The organism is Pseudomonas sp. BP8 (assembly GCF_017875955.1).
Taxonomy (GTDB): Bacteria; Pseudomonadota; Gammaproteobacteria; order Pseudomonadales; family Pseudomonadaceae; genus Aquipseudomonas.
In genome coordinates this window covers 877618-904065 of record NZ_JAGINK010000001.1, presented here as the reverse complement: position 1 = coordinate 904065, position 26448 = coordinate 877618, and the positions used below count along the sequence as shown (strand labels likewise).

Below are 26448 nucleotides of genomic sequence, written 5' to 3'. Positions count from 1 at the left end.
ATATTAAACCATCGAATCTGCCCGCTCAAGGAGATCATGCAGCTCAACAAACTGCTGAGTCAGCTTGTGCCGCGGCTCCAGGTGGATCAGCGGCAGGCTGGCATGGTGCGACTCACGCATCTTCACCGAGCTGCTCAGGTATACCGGTAACACCGGCAAGCCCTCTTCCAGCAATTCGTCGAGCATTTGCTGAGGCAAGCTGGCGCGTGATTGGAACTGATTGACGACAATCCCCTCGACCTGCAGATCCTCGTTATGGTCGTCCTTCAGCTCTTCGATCTCGGCCAGCAGGCCATACAGCGCCTGGCGGGAGAAACTGTCGCAATCGAAGGGTATCAACACACGATCAGCCGCGATCAACGCCGAAACTGCGTAGAAATTCAACGCCGGCGGCGTATCGATGTAGATCCGGTCGTAATCCTCATCCAGATCATCCAGCAGTTTGCGCAGCTTGTTGATCTTGTGCTTGGCCTCAAGCTTGGGCTGCAGATCAGCCAACTCGGCGGTGGCGGTCACCACGTGCAGGTTGTCGAACGGGGTTTCGTAGATATCGACCTTGTTCTTCTTGCTGAACGGCCCGCTGGACAGGCTCTGCTTGAAGAAATCGGCAATCCCCATGGGGATGTCGTCGCCGGTCAGCCCGGTCAGGTACTGGGTCGAGTTGGCCTGGGCATCGAGGTCGATCAACAGGGTCCGATAACCCTCGTTGGCGCTCACTGCCGCCAGGTTGCAGGCAATGCTCGACTTGCCCACGCCACCTTTCTGATTGAATACCACGCGCCGCATGAGAGACCTCCGTGTATCAACGAATGCCCGAGTATGTGTGCAGCGCTCAGGCTTGACCAGCCCATGTTGTCGGCTGGCAACCGCGCAAGCACGCGGGATCGGATAAGCCACTGACGCGAGGCGAGAAAACTCTCCTACAAACCACGGTGAATTTTCTGCAAACCGTTGTCCAACACAACAATTGCTACCGCTCGCCAGCACCGGGATAATGCGCGCCACTACAGCACACCCCTGTCTCATTCCCTCGGCGAGCACATCTCCACAAGGCGGGAAGCAGATACACCGTGATCACTTTCGATATCAGCCAATGGCGCGCTTGGGCGCCAGGCTTGCAGGCGCCCGGCGCGTGGCAGGCCTGGGCCAACGGGGCCGAGCTGCCGGCAGACGCCGAGCAGGCTCCGGATGTCTCGTTCCTGCCGGCCATGCAGCGTCGGCGCCTGGGCGCCCTGGCACGCATGGCGTTCGCCGTCGGCTGGCCGCTGGCTGACGGTATCGACCAACTGCCGCTGGTCTACGTCTCGCGCCACGGGGAAACCCCGCGCACTTTTGCCCTGCTCAGCGAACTCGGCGCGCGCCAGCCGCTGTCTCCGACCCAGTTCAGCCTGTCGGTGCACAACGCCGTGATCGGCCTGTGGTCGATCCTGCGCGGGGAAACCAGCGAGATGACCGCACTTGCCGCAGCGGGTGACGGCTTTGAACAAGGCATTCTCGAAGCGGCCGGCCTGCTCCACGATGGCGCCCCCGCCGTGCTGCTGATCGTTGCCGAAGAACAGCCACCAGCCGCCTACCAACCCTGGATCGACGACGTACCCTTCCCCTATGCCTTGGCCCTGCTGCTCACCCCCGGGCAACAATGGGCGTTGACCGCAGGCCCTGCCAGCGAGCACCGCCCAGCCGCGCTGCCACACGCCCTGGACTGGCTGCGCGCCCTGCTCGGCGGCGAAAACCAGCTGGTTCATCCTGGCCGGCAGCGTTCATGGACCTGGCAACGGCAACCATGAACAGCCGCCGCGATGGCTACTACTGGCGCCTGCTGGCGACCGCACTGAGCTTTCTGCTGTTCGGTTTCGGCGGCCTGTGCCTGCGCGTGCTGGTGTTCCCCCTGCTCGCCTGCCTGCCCGGCGGCAGCGAACGCCACCAACAGCGGGCCCGGCGCACCATCGGCTGGCTGTTCTGGCGCCTGGTGCGCTTCATGCGTGTCAGCGGCGTGCTGACTTATGAGATCATCGGCGCCGAACGCCTGGGGCGTCCGGGGCAGATGATCATCGCCAACCATCCGTCATTGATCGATGTGGTGTTTCTCATCGGCCTGGTGCGCAACGCCAATTGCGTGATCAAGCACAGCCTGTTCAGCAACCCGTTCACCCGCGGCCCGGTCCGTGAAGCGCAGTACCTGGGCAACGATGGCAGCATGGAGATGCTCGACGCCGCCGCCGCGACCCTGCGCCGAGGCCAGCCGCTGATCATCTTCCCCGAAGGCACGCGCACCTCGCCTGGCCAGGCGCCAGCCTTTCATCGTGGCGCCGCCGCGATCGCCCTGCGCGGTGCGAAGATCATCACCCCGGTGGTTATCACGGTCAGCCCCACCACGCTGACCAAGAACGAGCCTTGGTACCGCATCCCGCAGCGCCGTGTGCATGTGCGCCTGCAGGTCGGCGTCGATATCGACCCGGCCCGTTTTACCGCCCTCGGCCCGGCGCCGCTGGCGTCACGCCGACTCAACGATTACCTGCACCAGTACTTCATCAAGGAGCTCGCCGCAGATGAGCGATGCACAGCAAGACCTGTACCGTGACATCAAGCAACTGATCATCGACGCCCTCGGCCTCGAAGACATCGCCGTACAGGACATCGACGACCAGCAGCCACTGTTCGGCGAAGGCCTCGGCCTGGACTCGGTGGACGCCCTTGAGCTGGGCCTGGCCCTGCAGAAGCACTTCGGCATCAAGATCGACGCCGAGGCCAAGGACACCCGTAGCCATTTCACCAACGTCGCCAGCCTGGCGGCGTTTGTCACTGCCCGTCAGGCCGCCTGAGACCGCACCATGCAAACCCGCGAAGACATTTTCAACATCCTGCGCGACGCCCTGGTCGAACTGTTCGAACTGGACCCCGCCAGCATCAACCTGCACGCCAATCTGTACCAGGAACTGGAAATCGACAGCATCGATGCCATCGACCTGATCGACCATATCAAGCGCCAGACCGGCAAGAAGATCAGCGCCGAAGACTTCAAGTCGGTGCGCACCGTCGGCGACGTGGTCGACGCCGTGTACCGCCTGGTCAACAGCGCGGCATGAAACGCCTGGTCGGCCCTGGCCTGGTGCTGGCCGGCGTGCTGTATCCGTTTGCGGTGCACTTCGGCCTGGGCCACTTCGCACCGTGGCAGTTCGCCTTGCTGCTCGGCGGCCTGTGGTTGGCCCGCGCCCTGAGCGCGCCGGCCCGGCCCGGTAGCCGCTGGATGGCGCTGCTGGCGCTGGCGTTCTGCGCGCTGCTGGCGGTGTCTGACAGCAGCCAGTTGCTGCGCTGGTACCCGGTGCTGGTCAACGCGTTCATGCTGGCGCTGTTCGGTTCGAGCCTGAAATACGGCCCACCGCTGGTGGAGCGCCTGGCGCGCCTGCGTGAACCGCAGCTGCCGGCTGCGGCAATCCGTTACACACGCCGCGTGACGCAGGTGTGGTGCGGGTTCTTCCTGGTCAACGGGCTGATCGCCGCAGGCCTGACCCTGTGGGCCCCGCTGGCCTGGTGGACCCTCTACAACGGCCTGATCGCCTACCTGGCGATGGGCCTGCTGTTTGCCGGCGAATGGCTGACACGACAACAGGTGCGAGGACGCGCATGAACTGGATCAACCCCGAGCACCTGTTGCGGCCACTGGATGGGCCGCGCCAGGTAACCCAGGCGCCATCACTGGACCACGCCGACCTGTGCCTGCAGGCCCTGCGCCTGGCTGGCGGCCTGCAAGCGCGCGGTGTACGCCGCCTGGCGGTGCACCTGCTGGATGCCGGCGAGCTGGCGATTGCCCTGCTGGGTGCCTGGCGCGCAGGGGTGCAAGTGCTGCTGCCGGCCGACCTGCAAGCCCAGACTCGCGCCCGCTGGCACGACCAGGTCGACCTGTGGCTCAGCGACCAGCCCGCCGATCACAGCATCGCCGCCCTGCAGGGCGAGGCCCTGGCACCCGCCGACCTCGACCTGGATGAGTGCCGCATCGGTCTGTGCACCTCTGGTTCGAGCGGCGAAGCCAAGCTGATCGACAAGCGCCTGCGCCAGTTGGCCAACGAAGTCACCGCCCTTGAGCAGCTGTGGGGCGAATCGCTAGGCGATGCCTGGATCATCGGTAGCGTCGCCACCCAGCATATTTACGGTTTGCTGTTTCGCGTGCTCTGGCCGCTGTGCGCCGGTCGTGGTTTCGGCCGTCAGGCGCTGCCCTTCCCCGAAGACCTGCAGCGCGCCAGCCGCGAACACCCGGCCTTCGCCTGGGTGGCCAGCCCAGCGCTGCTCAAGCGCATGGGCGATAACCTCGACTGGCCCGCGCTGAGCCAGGTCCGGCGGGTGTTCTCCTCAGGTGGCGAGTTGCCCGCCGAGGCTGCCGTACGCCTGCGGCAGCTGCTTGGCCAATGGCCGCTGGAGATTCTCGGCAGCTCCGAGACCGGAGGCATTGCCTGGCGGCAGAGCGATGCCTTGTGGCAGCCGTTCAACGGCGTTCAGCTTGCCCAGGATGAACACGGCGCCTTGCGCATCGCCTCGCCGTACCTGGCCCCCGGGCATATCGAGCAAAGCGCGGATGCCGCCGAAATCAGTACCGATGGGCGTTTCCGCCTGCTGGGCCGGCTCGACCGGATCGTCAAACTGGAAGAAAAGCGCATTGCCCTGCCCATGCTCGAACAGGCCCTGTGCCGCCATGCCTGGGTCAGTGAAGCACGCCTGGGCGTTATCGAAGAGGGCCGCGCCTCGCTCGGCGCCTTGCTGGTGCTCAGCCGCGCCGGCCTGCACGCACTGCGCAGCCAAGGCCGGCGGTCGCTGCTCGAGGGCCTGCGCCAGCACCTGGCCGAGCACTGCGAGGCGCTGGCTTTGCCACGCCGCTGGCGGCTGCTGCGCCAATTACCGTTGAACGCTCAGGGCAAGCTGCCCCAGGCCGAGGTGCAGGCCTTGCTCAAGGCATCCCGCGCCAACCAGCCGGAGGTTCTCGAGCGACACAATGACGGCACCGAGCTGCGCCTGTGGGTACCTTGCGACCTGCCCTGCTTCACCGGCCACTTTCCGACCTCGCCGATCCTCCCTGGCGTGGTCCAGATCGACTGGGCCATTAGCCTCGGTGCTGCGCTGGTTCCACAGGGCTTGCGCTTCGCCGGGATGGAAGTGCTCAAGTTTCAGCAATTGGTGCGCCCGGGTGACGAGGTGACGCTGACCCTGCGTTTCGACGGGCAGCGCAACAAGCTCTACTTCACCTTCAGCCAACAGGGCCAGCCCTGCTCCAGCGGTCGTATCGTACTGGAGGCGGCCGATGCATAAGCCTTGCGCGGTGATTCCGGTGTACAACCATGAGCGGGCGCTGCCGGCCGTGGTCGCCGAGCTGCTGCGCGCCGGGCTGCCGTGCGTGCTGGTCGACGACGCCAGCCACCCGCCCTGCGCCCAGGTGCTACGCCGGTTGGCCGAACAGCAGGCAGTGTTTCTGGTCACCCTTGACACCAACCAAGGCAAGGGCGGCGCGGTCATGGCCGGCCTGCGTGAGGCAGCCCGGCTGGGCTTTAGCCACGCCCTCCAGGTAGACGCCGATGGCCAGCATGACCTGGCCGACGTGACTACCTTCCTGGCCCAGTCGCAGGCTTATCCACAGGCGCTGATCTGCGGTTATCCACAGTACGACGACAGCGTGCCCAAGGGCCGCCTGTACGCCCGTTATCTGACCCACGTGTGGGTGTGGATCAACAGCCTGTCGCTGGCGATCCGCGATTCGATGTGCGGTTTTCGGGTTTACCCGCTGCCGCCCACCCTGGCCTTGATCGATTCGGTACGCTTGGGCAGGCGCATGGACTTTGACACGGAAATCCTCGTCCGCCTGGCCTGGCGCGAGCAACCCATGCGCTGGCTGCCAACCCGGGTGCATTACCCCAAGGACGGCCTCTCGCATTTTCGTCTGGTGCATGACAACGCGCTGATTTCGCGCATGCACGCCACACTGTTCTTCGGCATGCTGCTGCGCGCGCCGATGATCCTCTGGCGGCGGTGGCGTCGATGAGCAGCCCGCCTCGGCATTGGGCCGAGCAGCGCGAACGCGGCAGCTTCTGGCTGATGAAATTGACCGCCGTGCTGGTGCGCCTGCTCGGACGGCGCCTGCTGAGCCCGCTGATCCACGCCATCGTGCTGTATTTCTTCCTGTTCGGCCGGCGCGCCCGGCGCAGTGCCTGGCAGTACCAGCAACGCCTGGCGACGTGGAGCGCTGGGCGCACGCCCGCGCCAAGCCACTGGCAGGTGTTCCGCCAGTTCATGGCCTTTGCCGACTCGCTGCTGGACAAGCTCGACGCCTGGAACGGCAAGCTGCGCCTGGAAGACATCGAAATCGCCGACCCCGCCGGCCTGCGCCAGCAGCTGCGTGGCCGCCGCGGACAGATGCTGGTCGGCGCCCACCTGGGCAACCTCGAGGTGTGCCGGGCGCTGGCCGAACTGGGTGAGCAAGTGACCATGAACGTGCTCGTCCACACCCGTCATGCCGAACGCTTCAATCGCTTGCTGGGCGAGGCCGGCGCCAGCCACCTGCGGCTGATCCAGGTCAGCGAGCTGGACCCGGCGATCATGCTGCAGTTGTCCGAACGGCTGGAGCGCGGCGAGTGGCTGGCAATTGCCGGCGACCGCGTGCCACTGCACGGCGCACGCACGGTCGAGGTGGATTTTCTCGGCCATCCGGCGGCCTTGCCGCAAGGCCCGTGGCTGCTGGCCGGGCTGCTCGGCTGCCCGGTCAACCTGCTGTTCTGCCTCAAGCTCAAGGGCCGCTACCGGATCACCCTGGAACCCTTCGCCGAGCGCCTCGCGTGGCGTCGCGACAGCCGTGACCAGGTGATCGCCGAATGGGCCGCTCGCTACGCCGCACGCCTGGGCGATTATTGCCAGCAGGCGCCGACCCAGTGGTTCAACTTCTACCCCTTCTGGAAAGACCGATGACCCAGTCCGTAACCTTCGGCGAGGCGCCGCTCGCCATCGAAGATGTGCTCGCCCTCAGCCAGCGCCAGGCCACCGCACTGCTCGAAGAAGATCCGGCCTACCGCGAGCGGATCGCCCGTGGCGCGCGTTTTCTCGACACCCTGCTGGACAAGGAAGGCGTGATCTACGGGGTGACCACCGGTTACGGCGACTCCTGCGTGGTGGCCGTGCCGCCGGAACATGTCGAAGCACTGCCCATTCACCTGTATACCTTTCACGGCTGCGGCCTGGGCAAACTGCTCGAGCCGGCGGCCACCCGCGCCGTGCTGGCCGCGCGGCTGCGCTCGCTGAGCCACGGCATGTCCGGTGTGCGCCTTGAGCTGCTGGAGCGGCTGCGGGCGTTTCTCGCCCACGATATCCTGCCGCTGATTCCCGAGGAAGGCTCGGTAGGTGCCAGTGGCGACCTGACGCCGCTGTCATACGTGGCGGCGACCCTCTCCGGCGAGCGCGAGGTGCTCTATCAGGGCAAGCAACGCAGCAGCGCCGAGGTCCACCGCGCGCTCGGCTGGCAGCCACTGGTGCTGCGCCCCAAAGAAGCCCTGGCGCTGATGAACGGCACGGCGGTCATGACCGGTCTGGCCTGCCTGGCCTTCGGCCGCGCCGACTACCTGCTCAAGCTCGCCACGCGCATCACCGCGCTGAATGTGATCGCCCTGCAAGGCAACCCCGAACACTTCGACGAGCGCCTGTTCGCCGCCAAGCCCCATCCCGGCCAGACCCAGGTCGCCGCTTGGCTGCGCCAGGATCTGGCCATCGATGCACCGGCAGCGCCGCTGCATCGGCTGCAGGACCGCTACTCGCTGCGCTGCGCGCCGCATGTACTCGGGGTGCTGGCCGACAGTCTGGGCTGGCTGCGCAGCTTCATTGAAACAGAGCTGAACAGCGCCAACGACAACCCGATCATCGACGGCGATGCCGAGCGCGTGCTGCACGGCGGGCACTTCTACGGTGGCCATATCGCCTTTGCCATGGACAGCCTGAAGACCTTGGTGGCCAACGTCGCCGACCTGCTCGACCGCCAGCTCGCACTGCTGGTCGACACCCGCTACAACCATGGCCTGCCCAGCAATCTGTCGGGCGCCGAGGCTGACCGGGCGATGCTCAACCACGGTTTCAAGGCGGTGCAGATCGGCGCCAGCGCCTGGACCGCCGAAGCCCTCAAGCAAACCATGCCGGCCAGCGTGTTCTCGCGCTCCACCGAATGCCACAACCAGGACAAGGTGAGCATGGGCACCATCGCCGCGCGCGATGCCCTGCGCGTGCTGGAACTGACCGAACAAGTCGCCGCCGCGAGCTTGTTGGCCGCTAACCAGGGGGTCTGGCTACGCGCTCGCCAGGCGGGTGCGCGACCGCTGCCGCCGGCATTGGCCGCAATGCACCAGGCGCTGTTGGCAGACTTCGCGCCGGTCACCGAAGACCGCGCGCTGGAGCGTGAACTGCGCCTGTGCCTGGTGCGTATCGCCGACCAGCACTGGAAGCTGCACGATGCGTAACCCTGGTGTGTTCCACGTCGACAGCGAGATCGTCGTGCCCTTCTTCGACGTCGACAGCATGCATATCGTCTGGCACGGTCACTACGTCAAGTACCTCGAAGTCGCCCGCTGCGCACTGCTCGATGCGCTGCAACACGATTACCGAAGCATGCAGGCCAGCGGCTACATGTGGCCGGTGATCGACCTGCAGTTGCGCTACATCCGCGGCGCCAGCTTCGGCCAGCGCCTCAGCGTGCGCGCGAGCCTGGTCGAGTGGGAAAGCCGACTGAAGATCAACTACCTGATCAGCGACGCCGCCACCGGCGAACGCATGACCCGCGCCAGCACGGTGCAGGTCGCGGTGCACATCGCCAGCGGCGAGATGCAGCTGGCTTCACCGCAAGTGATGCTCGATGCGGTGCAGCAGGTGTTGCCATGAGCCGCCTGATGCCTGCGTTGGCGATGCTCGCCTTGCTGGCCTGCAGCCCACTGGTGTGGGCCTTCGGCCTGGACGACCTGCAAAAGCAGTTGAGCGAACCGGCGGTAGTCAGGGGCTCGTTCATTCAGGAAAAACACCTGCGCGCGCTGCCCCAGCCGCTGCTAAGTCGTGGCAGCTTTGTCCTGGCCCGCGAGCACGGGCTGCTCTGGCTGCTGCAAACGCCCTTGCGCCAGGACTACCGGATCAACGCCGAAGGCATTGCCCGGCGTGACCCGTCCGGTTGGCAACAGTTGCCCAACCGCAGTGCCGGGGCCGAGCAGAACCGACTGTTCTTCGCCGTGCTGCAAGGCGACAGCAGTGGCCTGCAGCGCGACTTCGAGCTGAGCCTGGCCGGCAGCGCCGACCACTGGCAACTGCGCCTCGACCCGCGCTCGTTGCTGCTCAAGCAGATTTTCAGCCGCATCGACATTACTGGCGGACGCTATGTCGAGCGCATCGAGCTGCAAGAAACCCAAGGCGACAGCACCGTGCTGCGCATGCCCGACAGCAGCGGTGACAGCGCCCTGAGCGAAGCGGAGCGCAATGACTTTGCCAAGTGAACGCCTTCTGCCACGCCTGTTCCTGGCCTTGCTGATGGGCGTGCTGGCGCTGGCCGGCTGGCAATGGCACAGCGGCGCGCCGCTATCTTCCGACCTGATGACGCTGGTGCCCGGGGATACCCAGGACCCCCTGGTACAGCGCGCCGAACAGCGCATGCAGGCGCCGCTCAACCGCGAAATGCTGGTGCTGGTCGGTCACCCACAGCGCCAGCAAGCGCTGGCATTGGCGCAACGCCTGGCCGAGCAGTGGCAAGCCAGCGGCCTGTTCGAGAACGTCCAGTGGAGCCTGCAGACCGATCTGCAGGCAGTACGCACGCAACTGCTTGAAGGCCGTCTGGCCATGCTTTCGGGCGCTGATCGCCAACAGTTGATCGAGCAACCCCAAGCGTTTATCGAGCAGCGTGTGCAAAGCCTGTTCGACCCCTTCAGCGGCGTCAGCCTTGTCGCCAGCCAAGACGACTGGCTTGGCCTCACCGGGCGTATTCAGGCCAGCCAACCCAGGCCTGGCAATATCCAGCTGGACACGGCCAGCGGCGCGCTGATCGCCGAGGCTGACGGCCAGCACTGGGTGCTGCTGCGGGCGCGCAGCCTGGGCGATGCCTTCGACCTGAAACTGCCGTTGCAAGTGGCCGACCTGCTCGCCGCCGGTCGCCTGCAGGCCAAGCACGACGGCGCCCAGCTGCTGGCCGTCAGCGGCCTGCTGCACGCGGCCAACGGCCAGCGCCAGGCCAGCCGGGAGATTACCTGGGTGGGCGGTGGCGCTACGCTCGGCATCCTCTTGCTGCTGCTGCTGGCGTTCCGCCGTTGGCGGGTGCTGCTGGCCTTTGTCCCGGTGCTGGTGGGCATGCTGTTTGGCGCAGTCGCCTGCGTTGCGCTGTTCGGCAAGATGCACGTGATGACGCTGGTACTCGGCTCGAGCCTGATCGGCGTGGCCGTGGATTACCCGCTGCACTATCTGTCAAAGAGCTGGAGCCTGCGTCCCTGGCGTAGCTGGGCAGCGCTGCGGTTGACCCTGCCAGGGCTGAGCCTGAGCCTGGCGACCAGTTGCATTGGCTATCTGGCCTTGGCCTTCACGCCGTTCCCGGCCCTGACGCAGATTGCCGTGTTCTCGGCCGCCGGCCTGCTGGGTGCCTATCTCAGTGCCGTGTGCCTGCTGCCCGCCCTGCTGCAAGGCGTCGAGCTGCGCCCGGCGCAATGGCCGCTGCGCATCGCGCAACGCCTGACGAGCCTGCGCGAGCGCCTGCTGCGCAAGGTCCCCAGTGCGGCGTTGCTGGGCCTGCTGTTGCTGTTCTGCGCGGGTGGCCTGTGGCAACTGGAGAGCCGCAACGATATTCGCCAATGGGTCGGCACCTCACCGCAATTGATGGAAGAAGCACAGGCCGTAGCACGCATCACCGGCTACCAGCCGACCAGCCAGTTTTACCTGGTGCGCGGCGTCGACCAGGAGCAACTGCTCGAACGCCTGCAGGCCTTGAGCAACAAACTCGACGAACTGGCTGAGCTGGACAAGCTCCGCGGTTACATGAGCCTCAGCCAATTGGTGGCCAGCGCCGCCGAACAGCAACACGCGCGCGCCGCCCTTGCGCAGCTGCCCACGCACTGGCAACCGCTGTTGGCACTGGGCGTGCCGCAAAGTGCGCTGACCGCCGAGCTGGACCTCCTGCGCAAGCAACCTGACCGCTCGATCGAGCAAGTCCTGGCCGGCCCCCTCGGTGAGGCGTGGCGACCGCTGTGGCTGGGTGCAGACGCTAATGGCGTGGCCGCTGTCGTCAGCCTGCAAGGGCTCAACGATCCGGCGCTGCTCCGCCTGCAGACCGACGAGCTGGCGGGTGTGCAACTGGTCGATCGCCTCGGTCAGTTGAACACACTGTTCGCCGCCACCCAGGTCAGCGCCGCCGAGCTCAAGCTGTTGTCCTGTGCGTTGATCCTGGCCCTGCTGGTGGTGCCGTTCGGCCTCGGCGGCGCCCTGCGTCTGGTCGCCTTGCCCTTGCTGGCGGCGTTGTGCAGCCTGGCCAGCCTTGGCTGGCTCGGTCAGCCGCTGACCTTGTTCAGCCTGTTTGGCCTGTTACTGGTGACGGCGATCAGCGTCGATTATGCGATCCTCATGCATGAACGGATCGGCGGCGCCGCGGTCAGTTTGCTCGGCACGCTGCTGGCGGCCCTCACCACCTGGCTGTCGTTCGGCCTGCTGGCGTTATCCAGCACCCCGGCGGTGAGCAATTTCGGCCTGGCGGTGAGCCTGGGTCTTGCTTTCAGTTTTGTCCTTGCGCCCTGGGCCGCCGCCCGCGAACGAGATACCCCGCAGCCATGAAACGCCTGTTGCTGTTGATCACCGTGCTGCTCGCCGCCTGCGCCGCGCGCGTCCCCCTGCCCGAACAATTGCCGGCATTGCACCTGCCGCAGCAACTGCACGTACAACGCCAACACGCCGAGCAGCGCCAGGACTGGCTGCTGGTGGTGCAGGGCGAAAACAGCCAGTTGCGCTGGTCGCTGCTCGACCTGATGGGCATCCCCCAGGCGCGGCAGTTGCTCGATGGCCAGGACTGGCACGCGGATGGCCTGCTGCCGCCCAACCCCGAGGCGCGCGAACTGTTCGCCGCCGTGCTGTTCGCCCTCACCCCCGAGGCGCAGCTGGCCAGCCTTTATCCCCAGGCTCGGCAACACGGTCAGCGGCGCTGGCTGGGCACGCGCTGGCAGGTCGATTACCGCCACCCCGACGACTTCACCTTGAGCCTCGGCCAAGGCCTGCGCTATCTAGTCAGCCCACTGCCCAGCGAGACCGCACAATGACCGCCTACCTCAATGCCCTGGGCCTGGTCTGCGCCCTCGGCCAGGGCCAGGCCGAGGTGGCCCGCAAGCTGTTCAGCGGCGATTGCTCGGGGATGCAGGCACAGCACGGTTGGGTGCCTGACAAGCAGGTGATGGTCGGCGCAGTCGACGGCGCCCTGCCGCCCCTGCCGCTGGACGGCCACCAGAGCCGCAACAATCAGTTGCTGTATGCCGCCGCACTGCAGATCGAGCCCGTCATTCGTCAGGCCATCGCCCGCTATGGCGCGCAGCGGATCGGCATCGTGCTGGGCACCAGCACCTCCGGCATCGCCGAAGCCAGCAGCGCTATCGCACACTACCTGAGCAATGGGCAGTTTCCCGACGATTATCGCTACGACCAGCAATCCCTTGGCGCACCAGCCGCCTTTCTTGCGGCCTGGCTGCAACTCGAAGGCCCTGCTTACGTGATCTCCACCGCCTGCACTTCCAGCGGCCGGGCGCTGTTGAGTGCCCGGCGACTGCTCGACCTGGGTGTGTGCGATGCGGTGCTGTGTGGCGGCGTGGATAGCCTCTGCGGCCTGACCCTGAACGGCTTCACGGCGCTCGAGGCGGTTAGCGCACAGCGCTGTAATCCGCTCTCGGTCAACCGTGACGGGATCAATATCGGCGAAGCCGCGGCGTTGTTCCTGATGACCGCCGAAGGCCCGGGTATTGCCCTGCTCGGCGCGGGCGCCAGCTCCGATGCGTACCATATCTCCGCGCCCGAACCGACCGGCACAGGCGCCTTGCAGGCCATGGGCAAAGCGCTGGACAATGCCCGCCTCGAGCCCGCTCAAATCGATTACCTGAACCTCCACGGCACTGCCACCGCGCACAACGACGCCATGGAATGCCGGGCAGTGCACAGCCTGTTCGGCGCCCAGCTGCCGTGCTCGTCGAGCAAGCCGATGACCGGCCACACCCTCGGCGCCGCTGGCGCACTGGAAGCTGCGCTGTGCTGGCTGAGCCTGAGCGAGCACAACCCGCACGGCCTGTTGCCGCCCCATTGCTGGGACGGTCAGCACGACCCACAGCTGCCAGCCCTGGCGCTGGTCGACGGCAGCCAGCGCCTGCCACGCCACGGTCCGCGCCGGCTGATGAGCAACTCGTTCGCTTTTGGTGGCAACAATGTCAGCCTGATTATTGGAGACCCGTCATGACCACCTGGCCCCTGGCCGACCTGCTGCCGCACGCCGGTGACATGATCCTGATAGAGGGCATCGAGCACTGTGACGAGGAGCAGGTCCACACCTATGCCACGGTGCGCGCCGGTGGCCAATTCAACCGTGCCGACGGCAGCCTGCCGGCCTGGTTCGCCCTCGAGCTGATGGCCCAGAGCGTGGCAGCCTTCGCCGGTTACCGCGCGCGTCGCCTCGGCAAGCCCGTAGAGATGGGCTTTCTGCTCGGCACACGCAAGTTCGAGTGCAACGTCGAGCACTTCCCGGCTGGCGCCGAACTGCGCATCCATGCCCAGCGCTCGCTGGAAGACGACAATGGCATGGGTGTGTTCGAATGCCACCTGCGCGGGGCCGGTATCCATGCCAGTGCCCGCCTGAATGTCTATCGCCCGCCCCAGGCCAGCCAGTACCTGGCCGAGGCGGCCCCTGAGGAACACCCGCATGACTGACACCATCCTGGTCACCGGCTCCAGCCGCGGCATCGGCCGCGCCATTGCCCTGCGCCTGGCCCGCGCCGGCTACGACCTGGTGCTGCACTGCCGCACGGGGCGCAGCGAAGCCGAAGCGGTGGCCGACGAGGTCCGCGGGCTCGGTCGCCAGGCGCGCATCCTGCAATTCGATATCGCCGACCGGCCGGCCTGCGCCGCCCTGCTCAACGAGGATGTCGAGGCGCATGGCGCCTACTACGGTGTGGTGTGCAACGCCGGCCTGACCCGCGATGGCGCCTTCCCGGCGCTGACCGAAGACGACTGGGACCAGGTCATGCGTACCAACCTGGATGGCTTCTACAACGTTCTGCATCCGCTGATGATGCCGATGATCCGCCGCCGCGCGCCGGGCCGGATCGTCTGCATCACCTCGGTCTCCGGGCTGATCGGCAACCGTGGCCAGGTCAACTACAGCGCCTCCAAGGCCGGCCTGATCGGCGCCGCCAAAGCCCTGGCGATAGAACTGGGCAAGCGCCGTATCACTGTCAACTGCGTCGCGCCGGGCCTGATCGACACGGCCATGCTCGACGAACACGTGCCGGTCGATGAACTGCTGAAGATGATCCCGGCGCAACGCATGGGCACGCCGGAAGAGGTCGCCGGCGCAGTCAACTTCCTCATGTCCGATGAAGCCGCCTATATCACCCGCCAGGTTATTTCGGTCAACGGAGGGCTGTGCTGATGCGTCGGGTCGTGGTCACCGGCATGGCCGGCATCACTGCGCTGGGCAATGACTGGGAAACCCTTGCCAATCATTTTGCCAATAACCACAGCGGCATTCGCCGGATGCACGAATGGGACCGTTTCGAGGAGCTCAACACGCGTCTCGGCGGCCCGATTGACGACTTCCAGGTCCCCTCCCACTGGACCCGCAAGCAACTGCGCAGCATGGGCCGGGTCGCGCGCCTGGCAGTCGCGGCGGCCGAGCGCGCGCTGGCCGATGCCGGCCTGCTCGACGAGCCGAGCATCCGCGACGGACGGATGGGCGTGGCCTGCGGCTCCTCAGCCGGTAGCACCGATGAGATCAAGGCGTTCGGCAACATGCTGCTCAACTCACGCGCCGATGGCCTCAACGCCAACTCGTACGTGCGCATGATGCCGCACACCACAGCAGCCAATATCAGTATCTTCTTCGGCCTGACCGGGCGCCTGATTCCCACCTCCAGCGCCTGTACCAGCGGCAGCCAGGGGGTCGGCTATGCCTATGAGGCAATCAAGTTCGGTCGCCTGCCCATGATGCTCGCCGGTGGCGCCGAGGAACTGTGCCCGACCGAGGCGATGGTGTTCGACGCCTTGTACGCCACCAGCCTGAAGAATGACACTCCGCAGCTGTCGCCGCGGCCCTATGACAGCGCCCGCGACGGCCTGGTCGTTGGCGAAGGCGGTGGCATGCTGGTGCTCGAAGAGCTGGAGCATGCGCTGGCGCGCGGCGCGCGTATTCATGCCGAGATCGTCGGCTTTGGCAGCAATGCCGACGGCCAGCACATCACCCGCCCCGAGCAGGTCACCATGGGCCGCGCCATGCAGCTGGCGCTGGACGATGCCGGCCTGGCAGCCGATGCCATCGGCTACGTCAACGGCCATGGCACGGCCACCGAGCAGGGCGATATTGCCGAGACCCAGGCGACTCACGAGCTGTTTGGTGCACGCATGCCGATCAGTTCGCAGAAGAGCTTTCTCGGCCATACCCTCGGTGCCTGTGGTGCGCTGGAGTCGTGGTTCAGTATCGAAATGATGAACCGCGATCGGTACGTGCACACGCTCAACCTCGACAACGTCGACCCGCGCTGCGCCGAGCTGGACTACTTGCGCGGCGGGATGCGGGTGATGAGCAATGAGTACGTGATGAACAACAACTTTGCCTTTGGCGGGGTCAACACCTCACTGATCTTCCGCCGCTGGGGTTGAATGTCCTGGGGGCGCTGCGCGCCCCTTTCGCGACACAAGGCCGCTCCCACAGAGACAGCGCAAGGCTTGAGGGCCGCGCACAACCTGTGGGAGCGGCCTTGTGTCGCGAAAGGGCTGCACAGCAGCCCCAGGGGTTTCAAGCCAGCTAGGCATTCGCCTGCCCCACCAACAACTCGGCAAACGCCTTGGCCATCGCCGACCCGCCGCCCTGACGCCGCACCAGCCACACCGCCGTGCCCGCCCCCTCGTCGAGTAACGTCCGGTACACCACCCCGTCAATGCGCATGCGCTGAAACGACGCCGGCAGCACCGACACGCCCAACCCCGCCGAGACCAAACCAATGATGGTCATCGCCTCGCCCGCTTCCTGGGCAAAGTGCGGACTGAACCCTGCCTGCCGCGCCAGGCTGAGCAACTGCGCATGCAAGCCGCTGCCGTAACTGCGCGGAAAGAACACGAACGGCTCATGCGCCAGCGCCGCCATGTACAGCCCCTGCTCACTGCCCTCGGCGAGCGGATGCGAGGCGTTGATCACCGCCACCAACGGCTCTCTGAACAGCTCGGTGGCCTCCAGCCCGGCGGGCAGTGGCATGGGCCGCATCAAGCCAACCTCGATGGACTCATCAAACACCGCTTCAGCGACATCGCGGCTGCTCATTTCCTTGAGGTTGAGGTGCACCGCCGGGAAACGCTGGCGAAAGGCATGCAGTGCCTTGGGAATCTTCGAGGTAAACGGCGCAGAAGAAGTAAACCCGATCTTCATCTCACCGAGCTCACCCAGCTGCGCCCGACGGGCGACATCTGCCGCTTTTTCCACTTGGGCGAGTACCAGCCGCGCCTCCTCGAGAAACAACCGCCCCGCCTCACTCAGCTCGACCCGACGATTGGTCCGCTCGAACAGACGTGCGCCGAGCTCCTGCTCCAGCGCCAGAATCTGCTGGCTCAAGGGAGGCTGGGAAATGCCCAGCTGCTGCGCAGCGCGGCCAAAGTGCAGCTCTTCGGCCACGGCGATGAAGTAGCGCAAGTGACGCAGTTCCATGGCCAGCTCCAAACAAGTCGTACAACGTCTTAAATAGGTCGAACAATATATTGGATCTAATCATTAGCCAGCTATATGATTTTTCAATTCGCAATACCGGCCTTCTGCGCCAGAGGTAGTCACCCGTGAAAACTGCTGTAGCCCCCTTACCCACAGAGCCTGACCCTGCCCCGCTGAACGATATCTGGATCGAGAAAGGCACGCCGGCCTTCCTCAAGACCGTGCTGGCGCTGTTCAGCGGCGGCTTCGCCACGTTTGCCCTGCTCTATTGTGTGCAGCCGATGATGCCGCTGCTGTCGCAGGAGTTCGCGATCAATGCCGCCCAGAGCAGCCTGGTGCTATCGGTCGCGACCGCGATGCTCGCGATTGGCTTGCTGATCACCGGGCCGATCTCCGACCGCATAGGCCGCAAGCCGGTAATGGTCTTCGCCCTGGTCTGCGCCGCACTGTCGACGCTGGCCAGCGCGGTAATGCCGAGCTGGGAGCTGGTGCTGGCGACGCGGGCGCTGGTCGGCTTGTCGCTGAGCGGCCTGGCGGCAGTGGCAATGACCTACCTGAGTGAAGAAATTCACCCGCAACATATCGGCCTGGCGATGGGCCTGTACATCGGTGGCAACGCCATTGGCGGCATGAGCGGGCGGCTGATCACCGGCGTGCTGATCGACTTCGTCAGTTGGCACACGGCGATGCTGACCATTGGCGGCCTGGCCCTGGCGGCGGCGGTGGTGTTCTGGAAGGTGCTGCCCGAGTCGCGCAACTTCCGCCCGCAGGCGATGAACCCACGCACCCTGCTAGACGGCTTTGTCATGCATTTTCGCGATGCCGGCCTGCCTTGGCTGTTCCTTGAGGCATTCTTGCTGATGGGCGCGTTCGTCACCCTGTTCAACTACATCGGTTACCGCCTGTTGGCCGAGCCCTATCACATGAACCAGGCGCTGGTCGGCTTGCTCTCGGTGGTCTACCTGTCGGGTATCTACAGCTCGGCGCAGGTCGGCGCTCTGGCGGACAAGCTGGGCCGGCGCAAGGTGTTCTGGGCGAGCATCCTGGTGATGGCCGGCGGCCTGCTGCTGACCCTGGCCAGCCCGCTGGCGATGATCATCATCGGCATGCTGGTGTTCACCTTTGGCTTCTTTGGCGCGCACTCGGTGGCCAGCAGCTGGATCGGCCGACGTGCGCTGAAAGCCAAGGGCCAGGCGTCTTCGCTGTATCTGTTCAGTTACTACGCGGGGTCGAGTGTGGCCGGGACGGCCGGTGGGGTGTTCTGGCACATGGCCGGCTGGGACGGGATCGGATTGTTTATCGGCGGGTTGCTGGCAATAGCACTGGTGGTGGCGCTACACCTGAGCAGGTTGGCACCGAAAACTGCGTGAAACGGGGGGCTGCTGCGCAGCCCCATCACACTTACGGATCAGTTGATGATCTCGACGGTGTCCACATCCACTTCACGGCTCATCAGGTTCTTCTCGACTTCACCGGTCAGCTTGACCTTGGTCTTGTCGTTGAAGCCTGCCGCCGGCATGTCTTCGTCGTCGATCTCAACCTTGATAGTGCCGGTGTTGTCCTTGAACTCGTACTTGTCGTCGTTATCCAGCTTCTTGGTGACGAAACCTTGAAGCACTACGCGGGTGTCGTCAGCAGCCTCGTTGGCGGCCGCGACGGTAGTGATCGGCTGAGCACCAGGGCCGGTGTAGGTATTGGCCAGAGCGGCGGTGCTGAACAGTGGCGCGAGAATCAGAGCGAGGTAGCGAGCTTTCATGATGATCAAGTCCTGTACTGGTTGAGATGGGACCAGATTAACGACGATCGCTGAATTTAAACTTAACGCACAAAAAAACCCGGCACATGGCCGGGTTTTTATTCAGCGACTGATCACTGATGGTATTGCGCCGACAGCTCATGCACGGCGTTGATGAACGCACCCGCATGTTCCGGATCAACCTCAGGCGTGATGCCATGGCCAAGGTTGAACACGTGGCCAGTGCCTTTGCCATAGCTGGCCAGGATGCGCCCGACTTCCTGACGAATCGCCGCAGGCTTGGCGTACAGCACGGTCGGGTCCATGTTGCCCTGCAGGGCAACCTTGTCGCCGACACGGCGGCGGGCATCGCCGATCTCGCAGGTCCAGTCCAGGCCCAGCGCGTCGGCGCCAGCCTCGGCAATGCTTTCCAGCCACATACCGCCGTTCTTGGTGAAGAGAATCACCGGCACCTTGCGCCCATCGTGTTCACGGATCAGGCCGCTGACGATCTTGCGCATGTAGGCCAGGGAGAACTCCTGGTAGGCAGCAGCCGACAGGTTGCCACCCCAGGTGTCGAAGATCTGCACTGCCTGAGCGCCGGCCTGGATCTGCCCATTGAGGTAGCTGATGACCGACTGGGCCAGCTTGTCCAGCAACAGGTGCATGGCCTGCGGATTGTCGTAGAGCATCGCCTTGGTCTTGCGGAAGTCCTTGGAAGAACCGCCTTCGACCATGTAAGTGGCGAGGGTCCACGGGCTGCCGGAGAAGCCGATCAGCGGCACGCGGCCGTTGAGTTCACGGCGGATGGTGCTGACCGCATCCATCACGTAGCCCAGGTCCTTGTGCGGATCAGGGATCGGCAAGGCTTCGATGTCCGCCAGGGTGCTGACGACTTTCTTGAAACGCGGGCCTTCGCCGGTCTCGAAGTACAGGCCTTGGCCCATGGCGTCGGGGATGGTGAGGATGTCCGAGAAGAGGATCGCGGCGTCCAGCGGGTAGCGTTCAAGCGGCTGCAGGGTGACTTCGCAGGCGAACTGCGGGCTCATGCACAGGCTCATGAAGTCGCCGGCCTTGGCCCGGCTGGCGCGGTACTCCGGCAGGTAGCGGCCGGCCTGGCGCATCATCCAGACAGGCGTGACGTCTACGGGTTGCTTGAGCAATGCACGCAGGAAACGATCGTTCTTCAGGGCAGTCATGTCGGCATCCGGAAAAATAGTGCGGGCATTTTCTCAGACACACAGAGAAAAGGCACGGCTGTTTGTCTGTCCGTATGCCTTGGATCAAGATTTTTGTATACACGTTACATCTAGCGAGGGCTCGCGCCCTCGATCGCGACACAAGGCCGCTCCCACAGAGACCGCGCACTCTCAGGTGTAATGCAGCCCCTGTGGGAGCGGCCTTGCTAGAGCGCCGGACCGGGCGGAAAGGGCCGCAAGCGGCCCCAGGATCTATCAGACTTCGAGATAGTCGAGGATCCCTTCAGCGGCCACACGCCCTTCGAAGATCGCCGTCACCACCAGGTCCGAACCCCGCACCATGTCGCCACCGGCGAACACTTTCGGGTTGCTGGTCTGGTGCTTGAACTTGCTCTGCTCCGGCGCAACCACACGGCCTTGGCTGTCGGTCTGGATGCCGTACTGCTCGAACCACGGCGCCGGGCTCGGACGAAAACCAAAGGCGATCACCACGGCATCGGCCGGGAGGATCTCTTCAGAGCCGGGGATCGGCTCAGGGCTGCGGCGGCCACGGGCATCCGGCTCGCCGAGACGGGTCTCGACCACCTTGACGCCTTCGACCTTGTCCTCGCCAACAATGGCGATCGGCTGGCGGTTGTAGAGGAACTTCACGCCCTCTTCCTTGGCGTTCTTCACCTCTTTGCGCGAGCCGGGCATGTTCGCCTCGTCGCGGCGATAGGCACAGCTGACCGACTTGGCGCCCTGGCGGATCGAGGTACGGTTGCAGTCCATCGCGGTGTCACCACCGCCGAGTACCACGACCTTCTTGCCCTGCATGTCGACAAAGTCTTCCGGCGACTTTTCAAAGCCCAGGTTGCGGTTGACGTTGGCGATCAGGAAGTCCAGCGCGTCATGCACGCCTGGCAGGTCTTCGCCGGGGAAACCGCCCTTCATGTAGGTGTAGGTACCCATGCCCATGAACACCGCGTCGTACTCGGCGAGCAGTTGTTCCATGGTGACGTCCTTGCCCACCTCGGTGTTCAGGCGGAACTCGATGCCCATGCCGGTGAAGACTTCGCGGCGATTGCTCAGCACGGTCTTTTCCAGCTTGAACTCGGGGATACCGAAGGTCAGCAAGCCACCGATTTCAGGGTTGCGATCAAACACCACCGGGGTTACCCCGGCGCGCACCAGCACGTCGGCACAACCCAGCCCGGCCGGACCGGCACCAATGATGGCGACACGCTTCCCAGTCGGCTTGACCTTGGACATGTCCGGGCGCCAGCCCATGGCGAAGGCGGTGTCGGTGATGTACTTCTCCACCGAACCGATGGTCACCGCGCCAAAGCCGTCATTGAGGGTGCAGGCACCTTCACACAGACGGTCCTGCGGGCAGACCCGGCCGCACACTTCCGGCAGGGTGTTGGTCTGGTGCGACAGTTCTGCCGCGGCGAGGATGTTGCCTTCAGAGACCAGCTTCAACCAGTTGGGGATGAAGTTGTGCACCGGGCACTTCCATTCGCAGTACGGGTTACCGCAACCCAGGCAGCGGTGCGCCTGGTCGACGGATTGCTGCGGCTTGAAGGGTTCGTAGATCTCGACGAACTCTTTCTTGCGCTGACGCAGCAGCTTTTTCTTCGGGTCTTTGCGCCCAACTTCGATGAACTGGAAGTCGTTATTCAGACGTTCAGCCATTTTCTAAAACCTCTCAACAGCAGCTGCAAGCTATTAGCTGCAAGCCACAAGACGATCACGTAAGCCTGGCAAACCTCGCACTGCTTCTACTTGCAGCGTGAGGCTTGCCCACTTGCAGCTGTTTTACTGCGGGTTGGCACGGGTGCTGGACAACAACTGCTTGAGCGTGGCCGCCTTTGGCTTGACCAGCCAGAAGCGCCGCACGTAGTCGTCGAGGTTCTCCGAGAGCTCACGCCCCCACTCGCTGCCGGTCTCATCCACATACTCGCCAAGGACCCGCGCCAGGTGGCTACGGTAGGCCTCCATCGCTTCACCACTGATGCGCTGGATTTCCACCAGTTCGTGGTTGAGCTTGTCGACGAAGCTGTTGTCCATGTCGAGCACGTAGGCGAAGCCGCCCGTCATGCCAGAACCGAAGTTGTAACCGGTCTTGCCCAGGACGCAGACAAAGCCGCCGGTCATGTATTCACAGCAGTGATCGCCGGTACCCTCGACCACAGCGTGGGCGCCGGAGTTACGTACAGCGAAGCGCTCACCCGCGGTACCCGCGGCGAACAGCTTGCCGCCAGTGGCGCCGTACAGGCAGGTGTTGCCGACGATGGCGCTGTCCTGGGTTTTGAACGGGCTGCCCGCAGGCGGCACGATGGTCACCTTGCCACCGGTCATGCCCTTGCCGACGTAGTCGTTGGCGTCGCCTTGCAGGTGCAGGTTGAGGCCACCGGCGTTCCACACGCCGAAGCTCTGCCCGGCGGTACCCTTGAAGCGGAAGGTCAGCGGCTTGGCAGCCATGCCCTGGTTGCCGTACAGCCGGGCGATTTCGCCGGAGATACGCGCACCGATGGAGCGGTCGCAGTTGCAGATGTCCAGCTCGAACTCGCCACCGGCCTGGTCGCGGATCGCCGGCAGGGCCATCTCGACCATCCGTTCGGCCAACTCGCCCTTGTCGAACGGCGGGTTCTTGTCGACTTCGCAGAACTGCGGCTTGTCGGCCGGAATGTGCGAGCTGCCCAGCAGCGGGGTGAGGTCCAGGTGATGCTGACGCTCGGTGTCGCCTGGCAGCACGTCGAGCAGGTCGGTACGACCGATCAGCTCGCCGAGGCTGCTGACGCCCAGCTTGGCCAGCCACTCGCGGGTCTCTTCAGCGACGAACTTGAAGAAGTTGATCACCATGTCGACGGTGCCGATGTAGTGATCCTTGCGCAGCTTGTCGTTCTGCGTGGCGACGCCGGTGGCGCAGTTGTTCAGGTGACAGATGCGCAGGTACTTGCAGCCCAGGGCGATCATCGGTGCGGTGCCGAAACCAAAGCTCTCGGCGCCGAGGATCGCGGCCTTGATCACATCCAGGCCGGTCTTCAGGCCACCGTCGGTCTGCACCCGGACCTTGCCACGCAGGTCGTTGCCGCGCAGGGTCTGGTGAGTTTCCGCCAGGCCCAGTTCCCACGGCGCGCCAGCGTACTTGATCGAGGTCAGCGGCGAAGCGCCGGTGCCGCCATCGTAGCCGGAGATGGTGATCAGGTCGGCATAAGCCTTGGCCACACCGGCAGCAATGGTGCCCACGCCGGCTTCCGCCACCAGCTTGACCGAGACCAGTGCCTGCGGATTGACCTGCTTGAGGTCGTAGATCAGCTGGGCCAAGTCTTCGATCGAGTAGATGTCATGGTGCGGCGGTGGCGAGATCAGGGTCACGCCCGGTACTGCATAGCGCAGCTTGGCGATCAGGCCGTTGACCTTGCCGCCTGGCAGCTGGCCGCCTTCACCCGGCTTGGCGCCCTGGGCGACCTTGATCTGCAGCACTTCGGCGTTGACCAGGTATTCCGGGGTGACACCAAAGCGGCCGGTGGCGACCTGCTTGATCTTCGAGCTGCGCACGGTGCCGTAGCGCGCTGGGTCTTCGCCGCCCTCACCGGAGTTGGAGCGAGCGCCCAGGCGGTTCATGGCCTCGGCCAGCGCCTCGTGGGCTTCCGGCGACAGCGCGCCGAGCGAGATGCCGGCGGAGTCGAAGCGCTTGAGGATCGCCTCCAGCGGTTCGACCTGGTCCAGAGCCAACGGTTGGTCGGCGACCTTGACCTTGAGCAGGTCACGGATCATCGACACCGGGCGAGTATCGACCAGTGCGGTGTATTCCTTGAACTTGGCGTAGTCGCCCTGCTGCACGGCGGCCTGCAGGGTGTTGACCACATCCGGGTTGTAGGCGTGGTATTCGCCACCATGGACGAACTTCAACAGGCCACCTTGCTGGATCGGCTTGCGCGCGCTCCAGGCTTCGGCGGCGAGCAGCTTCTGGTCGCTTTCGAGGTCGACGAAACGCGCGCCCTTGATCCGGCTCGGCACACCCTTGAAGCTCAGGCCGACTACTTCGTCGGACAGGCCTATGGCTTCGAACAGCTGCGCGCCACGGTACGAAGCGACGGTCGAGATACCCATCTTCGAGAGGATCTTCAGCAGGCCCTTGGAGATGCCTTTGCGGTAGTACTTGAACACTTCGTCGAGATCGCCCAGCACTTCGCCGGTACGGATCAGGTCGGCCAGCACTTCGTAGGCCAGGTACGGATACACCGCCGAGGCACCGAAGCCGAGCAGCACGGCAAAGTGGTGCGGGTCACGCGCGGTGGCGGTTTCCACGAGGATGTTGCTGTCGCAGCGCAGGCCCTTCTCGGTCAGGCGGTGGTGTACCGCGCCAACGGCCAGGGAGGCGTGCACCGGCAATTTGCCTGGCGCGATGAAGCGGTCGCTCAGCACCAGCTGGGTCTTGCCGCTACGTACCGCTTCTTCGGCCTGATCGGCGATGTTGCGGATGGCGGCTTCCAGGCCGAGGCTTTCTTCGTAGTTGAGGTCGATCAGCTGCCGCTCGAAGCCTTCGCGCTCCAGGCTCATCAGCGAGCGCCACTTGGCTGGCGAGATCACCGGCGAGCTGAGGATTACCCGCGAAGCATGCTCCGGGGACTCCTGGAAGATGTTGCGTTCGGCACCGAGGCAGATCTCCAGCGACATCACGATCGCTTCACGCAGCGGGTCGATCGGCGGGTTGGTGACCTGGGCGAACTGCTGGCGGAAGAAGTCGTACGGCGAACGCACGCGCTGCGACAGCACCGCCATCGGGGTGTCATCGCCCATCGAGCCAACGGCTTCCTGGCCCTGCTCGCCGAGTGGACGCAGGACCTGGTCACGCTCTTCGAAGGTGACCTGGAACATCTTCATGAATTGCTTGAGCTGGTCAGCGTCGTAGCTGGCCGCGCCCTGGTCATCGCTCAGGGTCGCCTGGATGCGCGTAGCGTGCTGGCGCAACCAGCGCTTGTACGGATGGCGCGACTTCAGGCGATTGTCGATGGCGTCGGTATCGAGGATCTGCCCGGTCTCGGTGTCCACGGCAAAGATCTGCCCTGGGCCAACCCGGCCTTTGGCGACGACGTCTTCAGGCTGATAGTCCCATACGCCGATTTCCGAGGCGATGGTGATGTAGCCGTTGCGCGTGGTCACCCAGCGCGCTGGGCGCAGGCCGTTGCGGTCGAGCAGGCACACCGCGTGACGACCTTCGGTCATGACGATGCCGGCCGGGCCGTCCCACGGTTCCATGTGCATGGAGTTGTATTCGTAGAACGCACGCAGGTCGGCGTCCATGGTCTCGACGTTCTGCCACGCCGGCGGTACCAGCATGCGCACGCCGCGGAACAGGTCGATGCCGCCGGTGACCATCAGCTCGAGCATGTTGTCCATGCTCGAGGAGTCGGAACCGACGCGGTTGACCAGCGGACCGAGCTCTTCGAGATCGGGGATCTGGTCGTTGGCGAACTTGGTGCGACGGGCCATGGCCCAGTTGCGGTTGCCGGTGATGGTGTTGATCTCGCCGTTGTGGGCGAGGAAGCGGAACGGCTGCGCCAGCGGCCATTTCGGCAGGGTGTTGGTCGAGAAGCGCTGGTGGAACACGCAGATCGCGGTTTGCAGGCGCTGGTCGTCGAGGTCTGGATAGAACGCCGCGAGATCGCGCGGCATCATCAGGCCTTTGTAGATGATGGTCTTGTGCGAGAAGCTGCAGATGTAGTGGTCGCTGTCGTGGGCGTTGGCCACGGACGAACGGCGACGGGCACTGAACAGCTTGATGGCGAATTCCTGATCGCTCAGGCCCTCACCGCCGATGAACACCTGCTCGATCTGCGGCAGGCGCTCAAGGGCAAGGCGGCCGAGGACGCTGGTGTCGATTGGCACTTTGCGCCAGCCGACCAACTGCAGGCCGGCCGCGATGATTTCGCGGTCCATGTTGGCGCGCGCTGCCTGGGCTTTGACCGGGTCCTGGTTGAAGAACACCATGCCGACGGCGTACTGCTTGGGCAGCTCGACGGCAAAATGCTCTTGGGCCATGGCCCGCAGGAACTGATCGGGCTTTTGCATGAGCAAGCCGCAACCGTCGCCAGTCTTGCCGTCGGCGTTGATCCCACCGCGGTGGGTCATGCACGTCAGCGCCTGCATGGCAGTTTGCAGGAGGTGGTGACTTGGCTCGCCCGTCATATGGGCAATCAGGCCAAAGCCACAGTTGTCCTTGAATTCTTCCGGATGGTACAGACCTGTTTTCATAGACACATTCTCACCAGGTTCACCTCTCGACGGAGGCAAATCTCTTTTTAGTACAACCACTTACCATCCACACCGGTCGAATGCCAGCTTTTTTGCGGGGGGCAACGTGAAACCATTGTTGCACAGCGACAGGGAAGCCCACAAATTTTAACGACGCTTCGTTGAAAATTTATGTCGCAATTTTGAATGTTTTTGGCCTGTCGCCATGGTACGGCATTGACCGGAGTCTGAAGCGTTTCAGCCTCGACTGCAACATCAGGCTTGTGGCCGGCAGTCTGGGACAGAAAAGCCTGCCGCGTTTGACGCAGCAGGCTAGACGAAAGTCAGGAGTCGCTCAGCAACTGGGCGGCGGGGTG

General features: G+C 64.6%; 23 protein-coding genes and 1 pseudogene. 18 read left to right on the top strand and 6 right to left on the bottom strand.

Annotated elements, in window-relative coordinates; genetic code table 11:
- Nucleotides 1-3: 3 nt before the first annotated feature.
- Entirely contained in the window at nt 4-786 is a 783-nt protein-coding gene (locus J3B00_RS04015; protein WP_209864190.1) for a ParA family protein, read from the bottom strand.
- Nucleotides 787-1070: 284 nt separating this feature from the next.
- Between J3B00_RS04015 and J3B00_RS04010 the strand changes: the two genes are divergently transcribed.
- Genes J3B00_RS04010 through J3B00_RS03930 form a run of 17 tightly spaced genes read left to right on the top strand, consistent with a single transcriptional unit; the run spans nt 1071 to nt 15876 of the window.
- Nucleotides 1071-1787 carry a beta-ketoacyl synthase chain length factor gene (locus J3B00_RS04010; protein ID WP_209864187.1) on the top strand — a complete coding sequence of 239 codons (717 nt, stop codon included), beginning with the start codon at nt 1071-1073 and terminating at the stop codon, nt 1785-1787.
- Nucleotides 1763-2581 carry a lysophospholipid acyltransferase family protein gene (locus J3B00_RS04005; RefSeq protein WP_209864183.1) on the top strand — a complete coding sequence of 273 codons (819 nt, stop codon included), beginning with the start codon at nt 1763-1765 and terminating at the stop codon, nt 2579-2581. Before J3B00_RS04010 ends, J3B00_RS04005 begins: the two co-directional genes overlap by 25 nt.
- Entirely contained in the window at nt 2550-2822 is a 273-nt protein-coding gene (locus tag J3B00_RS04000) for a phosphopantetheine-binding protein (protein WP_209864178.1), read from the top strand. The genes J3B00_RS04005 and J3B00_RS04000 overlap by 32 nt, the downstream gene beginning before the upstream one ends.
- 9 nt (nt 2823-2831) lie before the next feature.
- Nucleotides 2832-3086, top strand: coding sequence for an acyl carrier protein (locus J3B00_RS03995; RefSeq protein WP_209864174.1), 255 nt, complete (start codon nt 2832-2834; stop codon nt 3084-3086).
- Entirely contained in the window at nt 3083-3628 is a 546-nt protein-coding gene (locus J3B00_RS03990; RefSeq protein ID WP_209864170.1) for a hypothetical protein, read from the top strand. The genes J3B00_RS03995 and J3B00_RS03990 overlap by 4 nt, the downstream gene beginning before the upstream one ends.
- Nucleotides 3625-5298, top strand: a complete 1674-nt coding sequence (locus J3B00_RS03985; RefSeq protein ID WP_209864167.1) for an AMP-binding protein — start codon at nt 3625-3627, stop codon at nt 5296-5298. Before J3B00_RS03990 ends, J3B00_RS03985 begins: the two co-directional genes overlap by 4 nt.
- Nucleotides 5291-6025 carry a glycosyltransferase family 2 protein gene (locus tag J3B00_RS03980; protein ID WP_209864163.1) on the top strand — a complete coding sequence of 245 codons (735 nt, stop codon included), beginning with the start codon at nt 5291-5293 and terminating at the stop codon, nt 6023-6025. Before J3B00_RS03985 ends, J3B00_RS03980 begins: the two co-directional genes overlap by 8 nt.
- Nucleotides 6022-6945 carry a glycosyl transferase gene (locus J3B00_RS03975; protein WP_209864160.1) on the top strand — a complete coding sequence of 308 codons (924 nt, stop codon included), beginning with the start codon at nt 6022-6024 and terminating at the stop codon, nt 6943-6945. The genes J3B00_RS03980 and J3B00_RS03975 overlap by 4 nt, the downstream gene beginning before the upstream one ends.
- The gene (locus J3B00_RS03970) at nt 6942-8477 is read left to right on the top strand and encodes an aromatic amino acid ammonia-lyase (RefSeq protein ID WP_209864157.1); all 1536 of its coding nucleotides are present in this window, start codon (nt 6942-6944) and stop codon (nt 8475-8477) included. Before J3B00_RS03975 ends, J3B00_RS03970 begins: the two co-directional genes overlap by 4 nt.
- Nucleotides 8470-8895: an acyl-CoA thioesterase gene (locus J3B00_RS03965; RefSeq protein WP_209864154.1), complete on the top strand. Its 426-nt coding sequence runs from the start codon at nt 8470-8472 to the stop codon at nt 8893-8895. The genes J3B00_RS03970 and J3B00_RS03965 overlap by 8 nt, the downstream gene beginning before the upstream one ends.
- Entirely contained in the window at nt 8892-9494 is a 603-nt protein-coding gene (locus J3B00_RS03960; RefSeq protein WP_209864151.1) for an outer membrane lipoprotein carrier protein LolA, read from the top strand. The genes J3B00_RS03965 and J3B00_RS03960 overlap by 4 nt, the downstream gene beginning before the upstream one ends.
- Entirely contained in the window at nt 9478-11805 is a 2328-nt protein-coding gene (locus J3B00_RS03955) for a hypothetical protein (protein WP_209864148.1), read from the top strand. Before J3B00_RS03960 ends, J3B00_RS03955 begins: the two co-directional genes overlap by 17 nt.
- Nucleotides 11802-12284, top strand: coding sequence for a hypothetical protein (locus tag J3B00_RS03950; RefSeq protein WP_209864145.1), 483 nt, complete (start codon nt 11802-11804; stop codon nt 12282-12284). The genes J3B00_RS03955 and J3B00_RS03950 overlap by 4 nt, the downstream gene beginning before the upstream one ends.
- The gene (locus J3B00_RS03945; protein WP_209864142.1) at nt 12281-13462 is read left to right on the top strand and encodes a beta-ketoacyl-[acyl-carrier-protein] synthase family protein; all 1182 of its coding nucleotides are present in this window, start codon (nt 12281-12283) and stop codon (nt 13460-13462) included. Before J3B00_RS03950 ends, J3B00_RS03945 begins: the two co-directional genes overlap by 4 nt.
- Nucleotides 13459-13929 carry a hotdog family protein gene (locus tag J3B00_RS03940; RefSeq protein WP_209864135.1) on the top strand — a complete coding sequence of 157 codons (471 nt, stop codon included), beginning with the start codon at nt 13459-13461 and terminating at the stop codon, nt 13927-13929. The genes J3B00_RS03945 and J3B00_RS03940 overlap by 4 nt, the downstream gene beginning before the upstream one ends.
- Entirely contained in the window at nt 13922-14650 is a 729-nt protein-coding gene (fabG, locus tag J3B00_RS03935) for a 3-oxoacyl-ACP reductase FabG (protein ID WP_209864133.1), read from the top strand. Before J3B00_RS03940 ends, fabG begins: the two co-directional genes overlap by 8 nt.
- A complete protein-coding gene (locus tag J3B00_RS03930) occupies nt 14650-15876 on the top strand; it encodes a beta-ketoacyl-ACP synthase (RefSeq protein WP_209864130.1) in 1227 nt (408 codons plus the stop codon). The genes fabG and J3B00_RS03930 overlap by 1 nt, the downstream gene beginning before the upstream one ends.
- A gap of 145 nt (nt 15877-16021) precedes the next feature.
- Here the strand turns inward: J3B00_RS03930 and J3B00_RS03925 are convergent, their stop codons facing one another.
- Nucleotides 16022-16915: a LysR family transcriptional regulator gene (locus tag J3B00_RS03925; protein ID WP_209864127.1), complete on the bottom strand. Its 894-nt coding sequence runs from the start codon at nt 16913-16915 to the stop codon at nt 16022-16024.
- 175 nt (nt 16916-17090) lie between these two features.
- Between J3B00_RS03925 and J3B00_RS03920 the strand changes: the two are divergent.
- Nucleotides 17091-18285: pseudogene (locus tag J3B00_RS03920) on the top strand (MFS transporter); the annotation flags it as partial.
- A gap of 38 nt (nt 18286-18323) precedes the next feature.
- Here the strand turns inward: J3B00_RS03920 and J3B00_RS03915 are convergent.
- The 4 genes from J3B00_RS03915 to gltB form a co-directional block, all read right to left on the bottom strand.
- Nucleotides 18324-18671, bottom strand: coding sequence for a NirD/YgiW/YdeI family stress tolerance protein (locus tag J3B00_RS03915; RefSeq protein ID WP_209864121.1), 348 nt, complete (start codon nt 18669-18671; stop codon nt 18324-18326).
- A 113-nt stretch (nt 18672-18784) separates the two neighbouring features.
- Complete coding sequence (gene hemE, locus J3B00_RS03910) at nt 18785-19849, bottom strand: uroporphyrinogen decarboxylase (RefSeq protein WP_209864117.1); 1065 nt, start codon at nt 19847-19849, stop codon at nt 18785-18787.
- A gap of 255 nt (nt 19850-20104) precedes the next feature.
- On the bottom strand, nt 20105-21523 hold the full coding sequence (locus J3B00_RS03905) for an FAD-dependent oxidoreductase (protein ID WP_209864115.1): 1419 nt from the start codon (nt 21521-21523) through the stop codon (nt 20105-20107).
- Nucleotides 21524-21646: 123 nt separating this feature from the next.
- Complete coding sequence (gltB, locus tag J3B00_RS03900) at nt 21647-26092, bottom strand: glutamate synthase large subunit (protein WP_209864111.1); 4446 nt, start codon at nt 26090-26092, stop codon at nt 21647-21649.
- Between the last annotated feature and the right edge of the window lie 356 nt (nt 26093-26448).

Excerpts from the sequence above, each read along its gene's own strand:
- J3B00_RS03950 (WP_209864145.1), top strand. The coding sequence starts at position 11,802 with ATGAAACGCCTGTTGCTGTTGATCACCGTGCTGCTCGCCGCCTGCGCC.
- J3B00_RS03980 (WP_209864163.1), top strand. The coding sequence starts at position 5,291 with ATGCATAAGCCTTGCGCGGTGATTCCGGTGTACAACCATGAGCGGGCG.
- J3B00_RS03965 (WP_209864154.1), top strand. The coding sequence starts at position 8,470 with ATGCGTAACCCTGGTGTGTTCCACGTCGACAGCGAGATCGTCGTGCCC.
- J3B00_RS04015 (WP_209864190.1), bottom strand. The coding sequence starts at position 786 with ATGCGGCGCGTGGTATTCAATCAGAAAGGTGGCGTGGGCAAGTCGAGC.
- fabG (WP_209864133.1), top strand. The coding sequence starts at position 13,922 with ATGACTGACACCATCCTGGTCACCGGCTCCAGCCGCGGCATCGGCCGC.
- J3B00_RS04000 (WP_209864178.1), top strand. The coding sequence starts at position 2,550 with ATGAGCGATGCACAGCAAGACCTGTACCGTGACATCAAGCAACTGATC.
- J3B00_RS03955 (WP_209864148.1), top strand. The coding sequence starts at position 9,478 with ATGACTTTGCCAAGTGAACGCCTTCTGCCACGCCTGTTCCTGGCCTTG.
- J3B00_RS03945 (WP_209864142.1), top strand. The coding sequence starts at position 12,281 with ATGACCGCCTACCTCAATGCCCTGGGCCTGGTCTGCGCCCTCGGCCAG.
- J3B00_RS03960 (WP_209864151.1), top strand. The coding sequence starts at position 8,892 with ATGAGCCGCCTGATGCCTGCGTTGGCGATGCTCGCCTTGCTGGCCTGC.
- J3B00_RS03915 (WP_209864121.1), bottom strand. The coding sequence starts at position 18,671 with ATGAAAGCTCGCTACCTCGCTCTGATTCTCGCGCCACTGTTCAGCACC.
- J3B00_RS03905 (WP_209864115.1), bottom strand. The coding sequence starts at position 21,523 with ATGGCTGAACGTCTGAATAACGACTTCCAGTTCATCGAAGTTGGGCGC.
- J3B00_RS04005 (WP_209864183.1), top strand. The coding sequence starts at position 1,763 with ATGGACCTGGCAACGGCAACCATGAACAGCCGCCGCGATGGCTACTAC.
- J3B00_RS03990 (WP_209864170.1), top strand. The coding sequence starts at position 3,083 with ATGAAACGCCTGGTCGGCCCTGGCCTGGTGCTGGCCGGCGTGCTGTAT.
- J3B00_RS03970 (WP_209864157.1), top strand. The coding sequence starts at position 6,942 with ATGACCCAGTCCGTAACCTTCGGCGAGGCGCCGCTCGCCATCGAAGAT.
- J3B00_RS03925 (WP_209864127.1), bottom strand. The coding sequence starts at position 16,915 with ATGGAACTGCGTCACTTGCGCTACTTCATCGCCGTGGCCGAAGAGCTG.
- J3B00_RS03940 (WP_209864135.1), top strand. The coding sequence starts at position 13,459 with ATGACCACCTGGCCCCTGGCCGACCTGCTGCCGCACGCCGGTGACATG.
- J3B00_RS03985 (WP_209864167.1), top strand. The coding sequence starts at position 3,625 with ATGAACTGGATCAACCCCGAGCACCTGTTGCGGCCACTGGATGGGCCG.
- J3B00_RS03930 (WP_209864130.1), top strand. The coding sequence starts at position 14,650 with ATGCGTCGGGTCGTGGTCACCGGCATGGCCGGCATCACTGCGCTGGGC.
- gltB (WP_209864111.1), bottom strand. The coding sequence starts at position 26,092 with ATGAAAACAGGTCTGTACCATCCGGAAGAATTCAAGGACAACTGTGGC.
- J3B00_RS03975 (WP_209864160.1), top strand. The coding sequence starts at position 6,022 with ATGAGCAGCCCGCCTCGGCATTGGGCCGAGCAGCGCGAACGCGGCAGC.
- hemE (WP_209864117.1), bottom strand. The coding sequence starts at position 19,849 with ATGACTGCCCTGAAGAACGATCGTTTCCTGCGTGCATTGCTCAAGCAA.
- J3B00_RS03995 (WP_209864174.1), top strand. The coding sequence starts at position 2,832 with ATGCAAACCCGCGAAGACATTTTCAACATCCTGCGCGACGCCCTGGTC.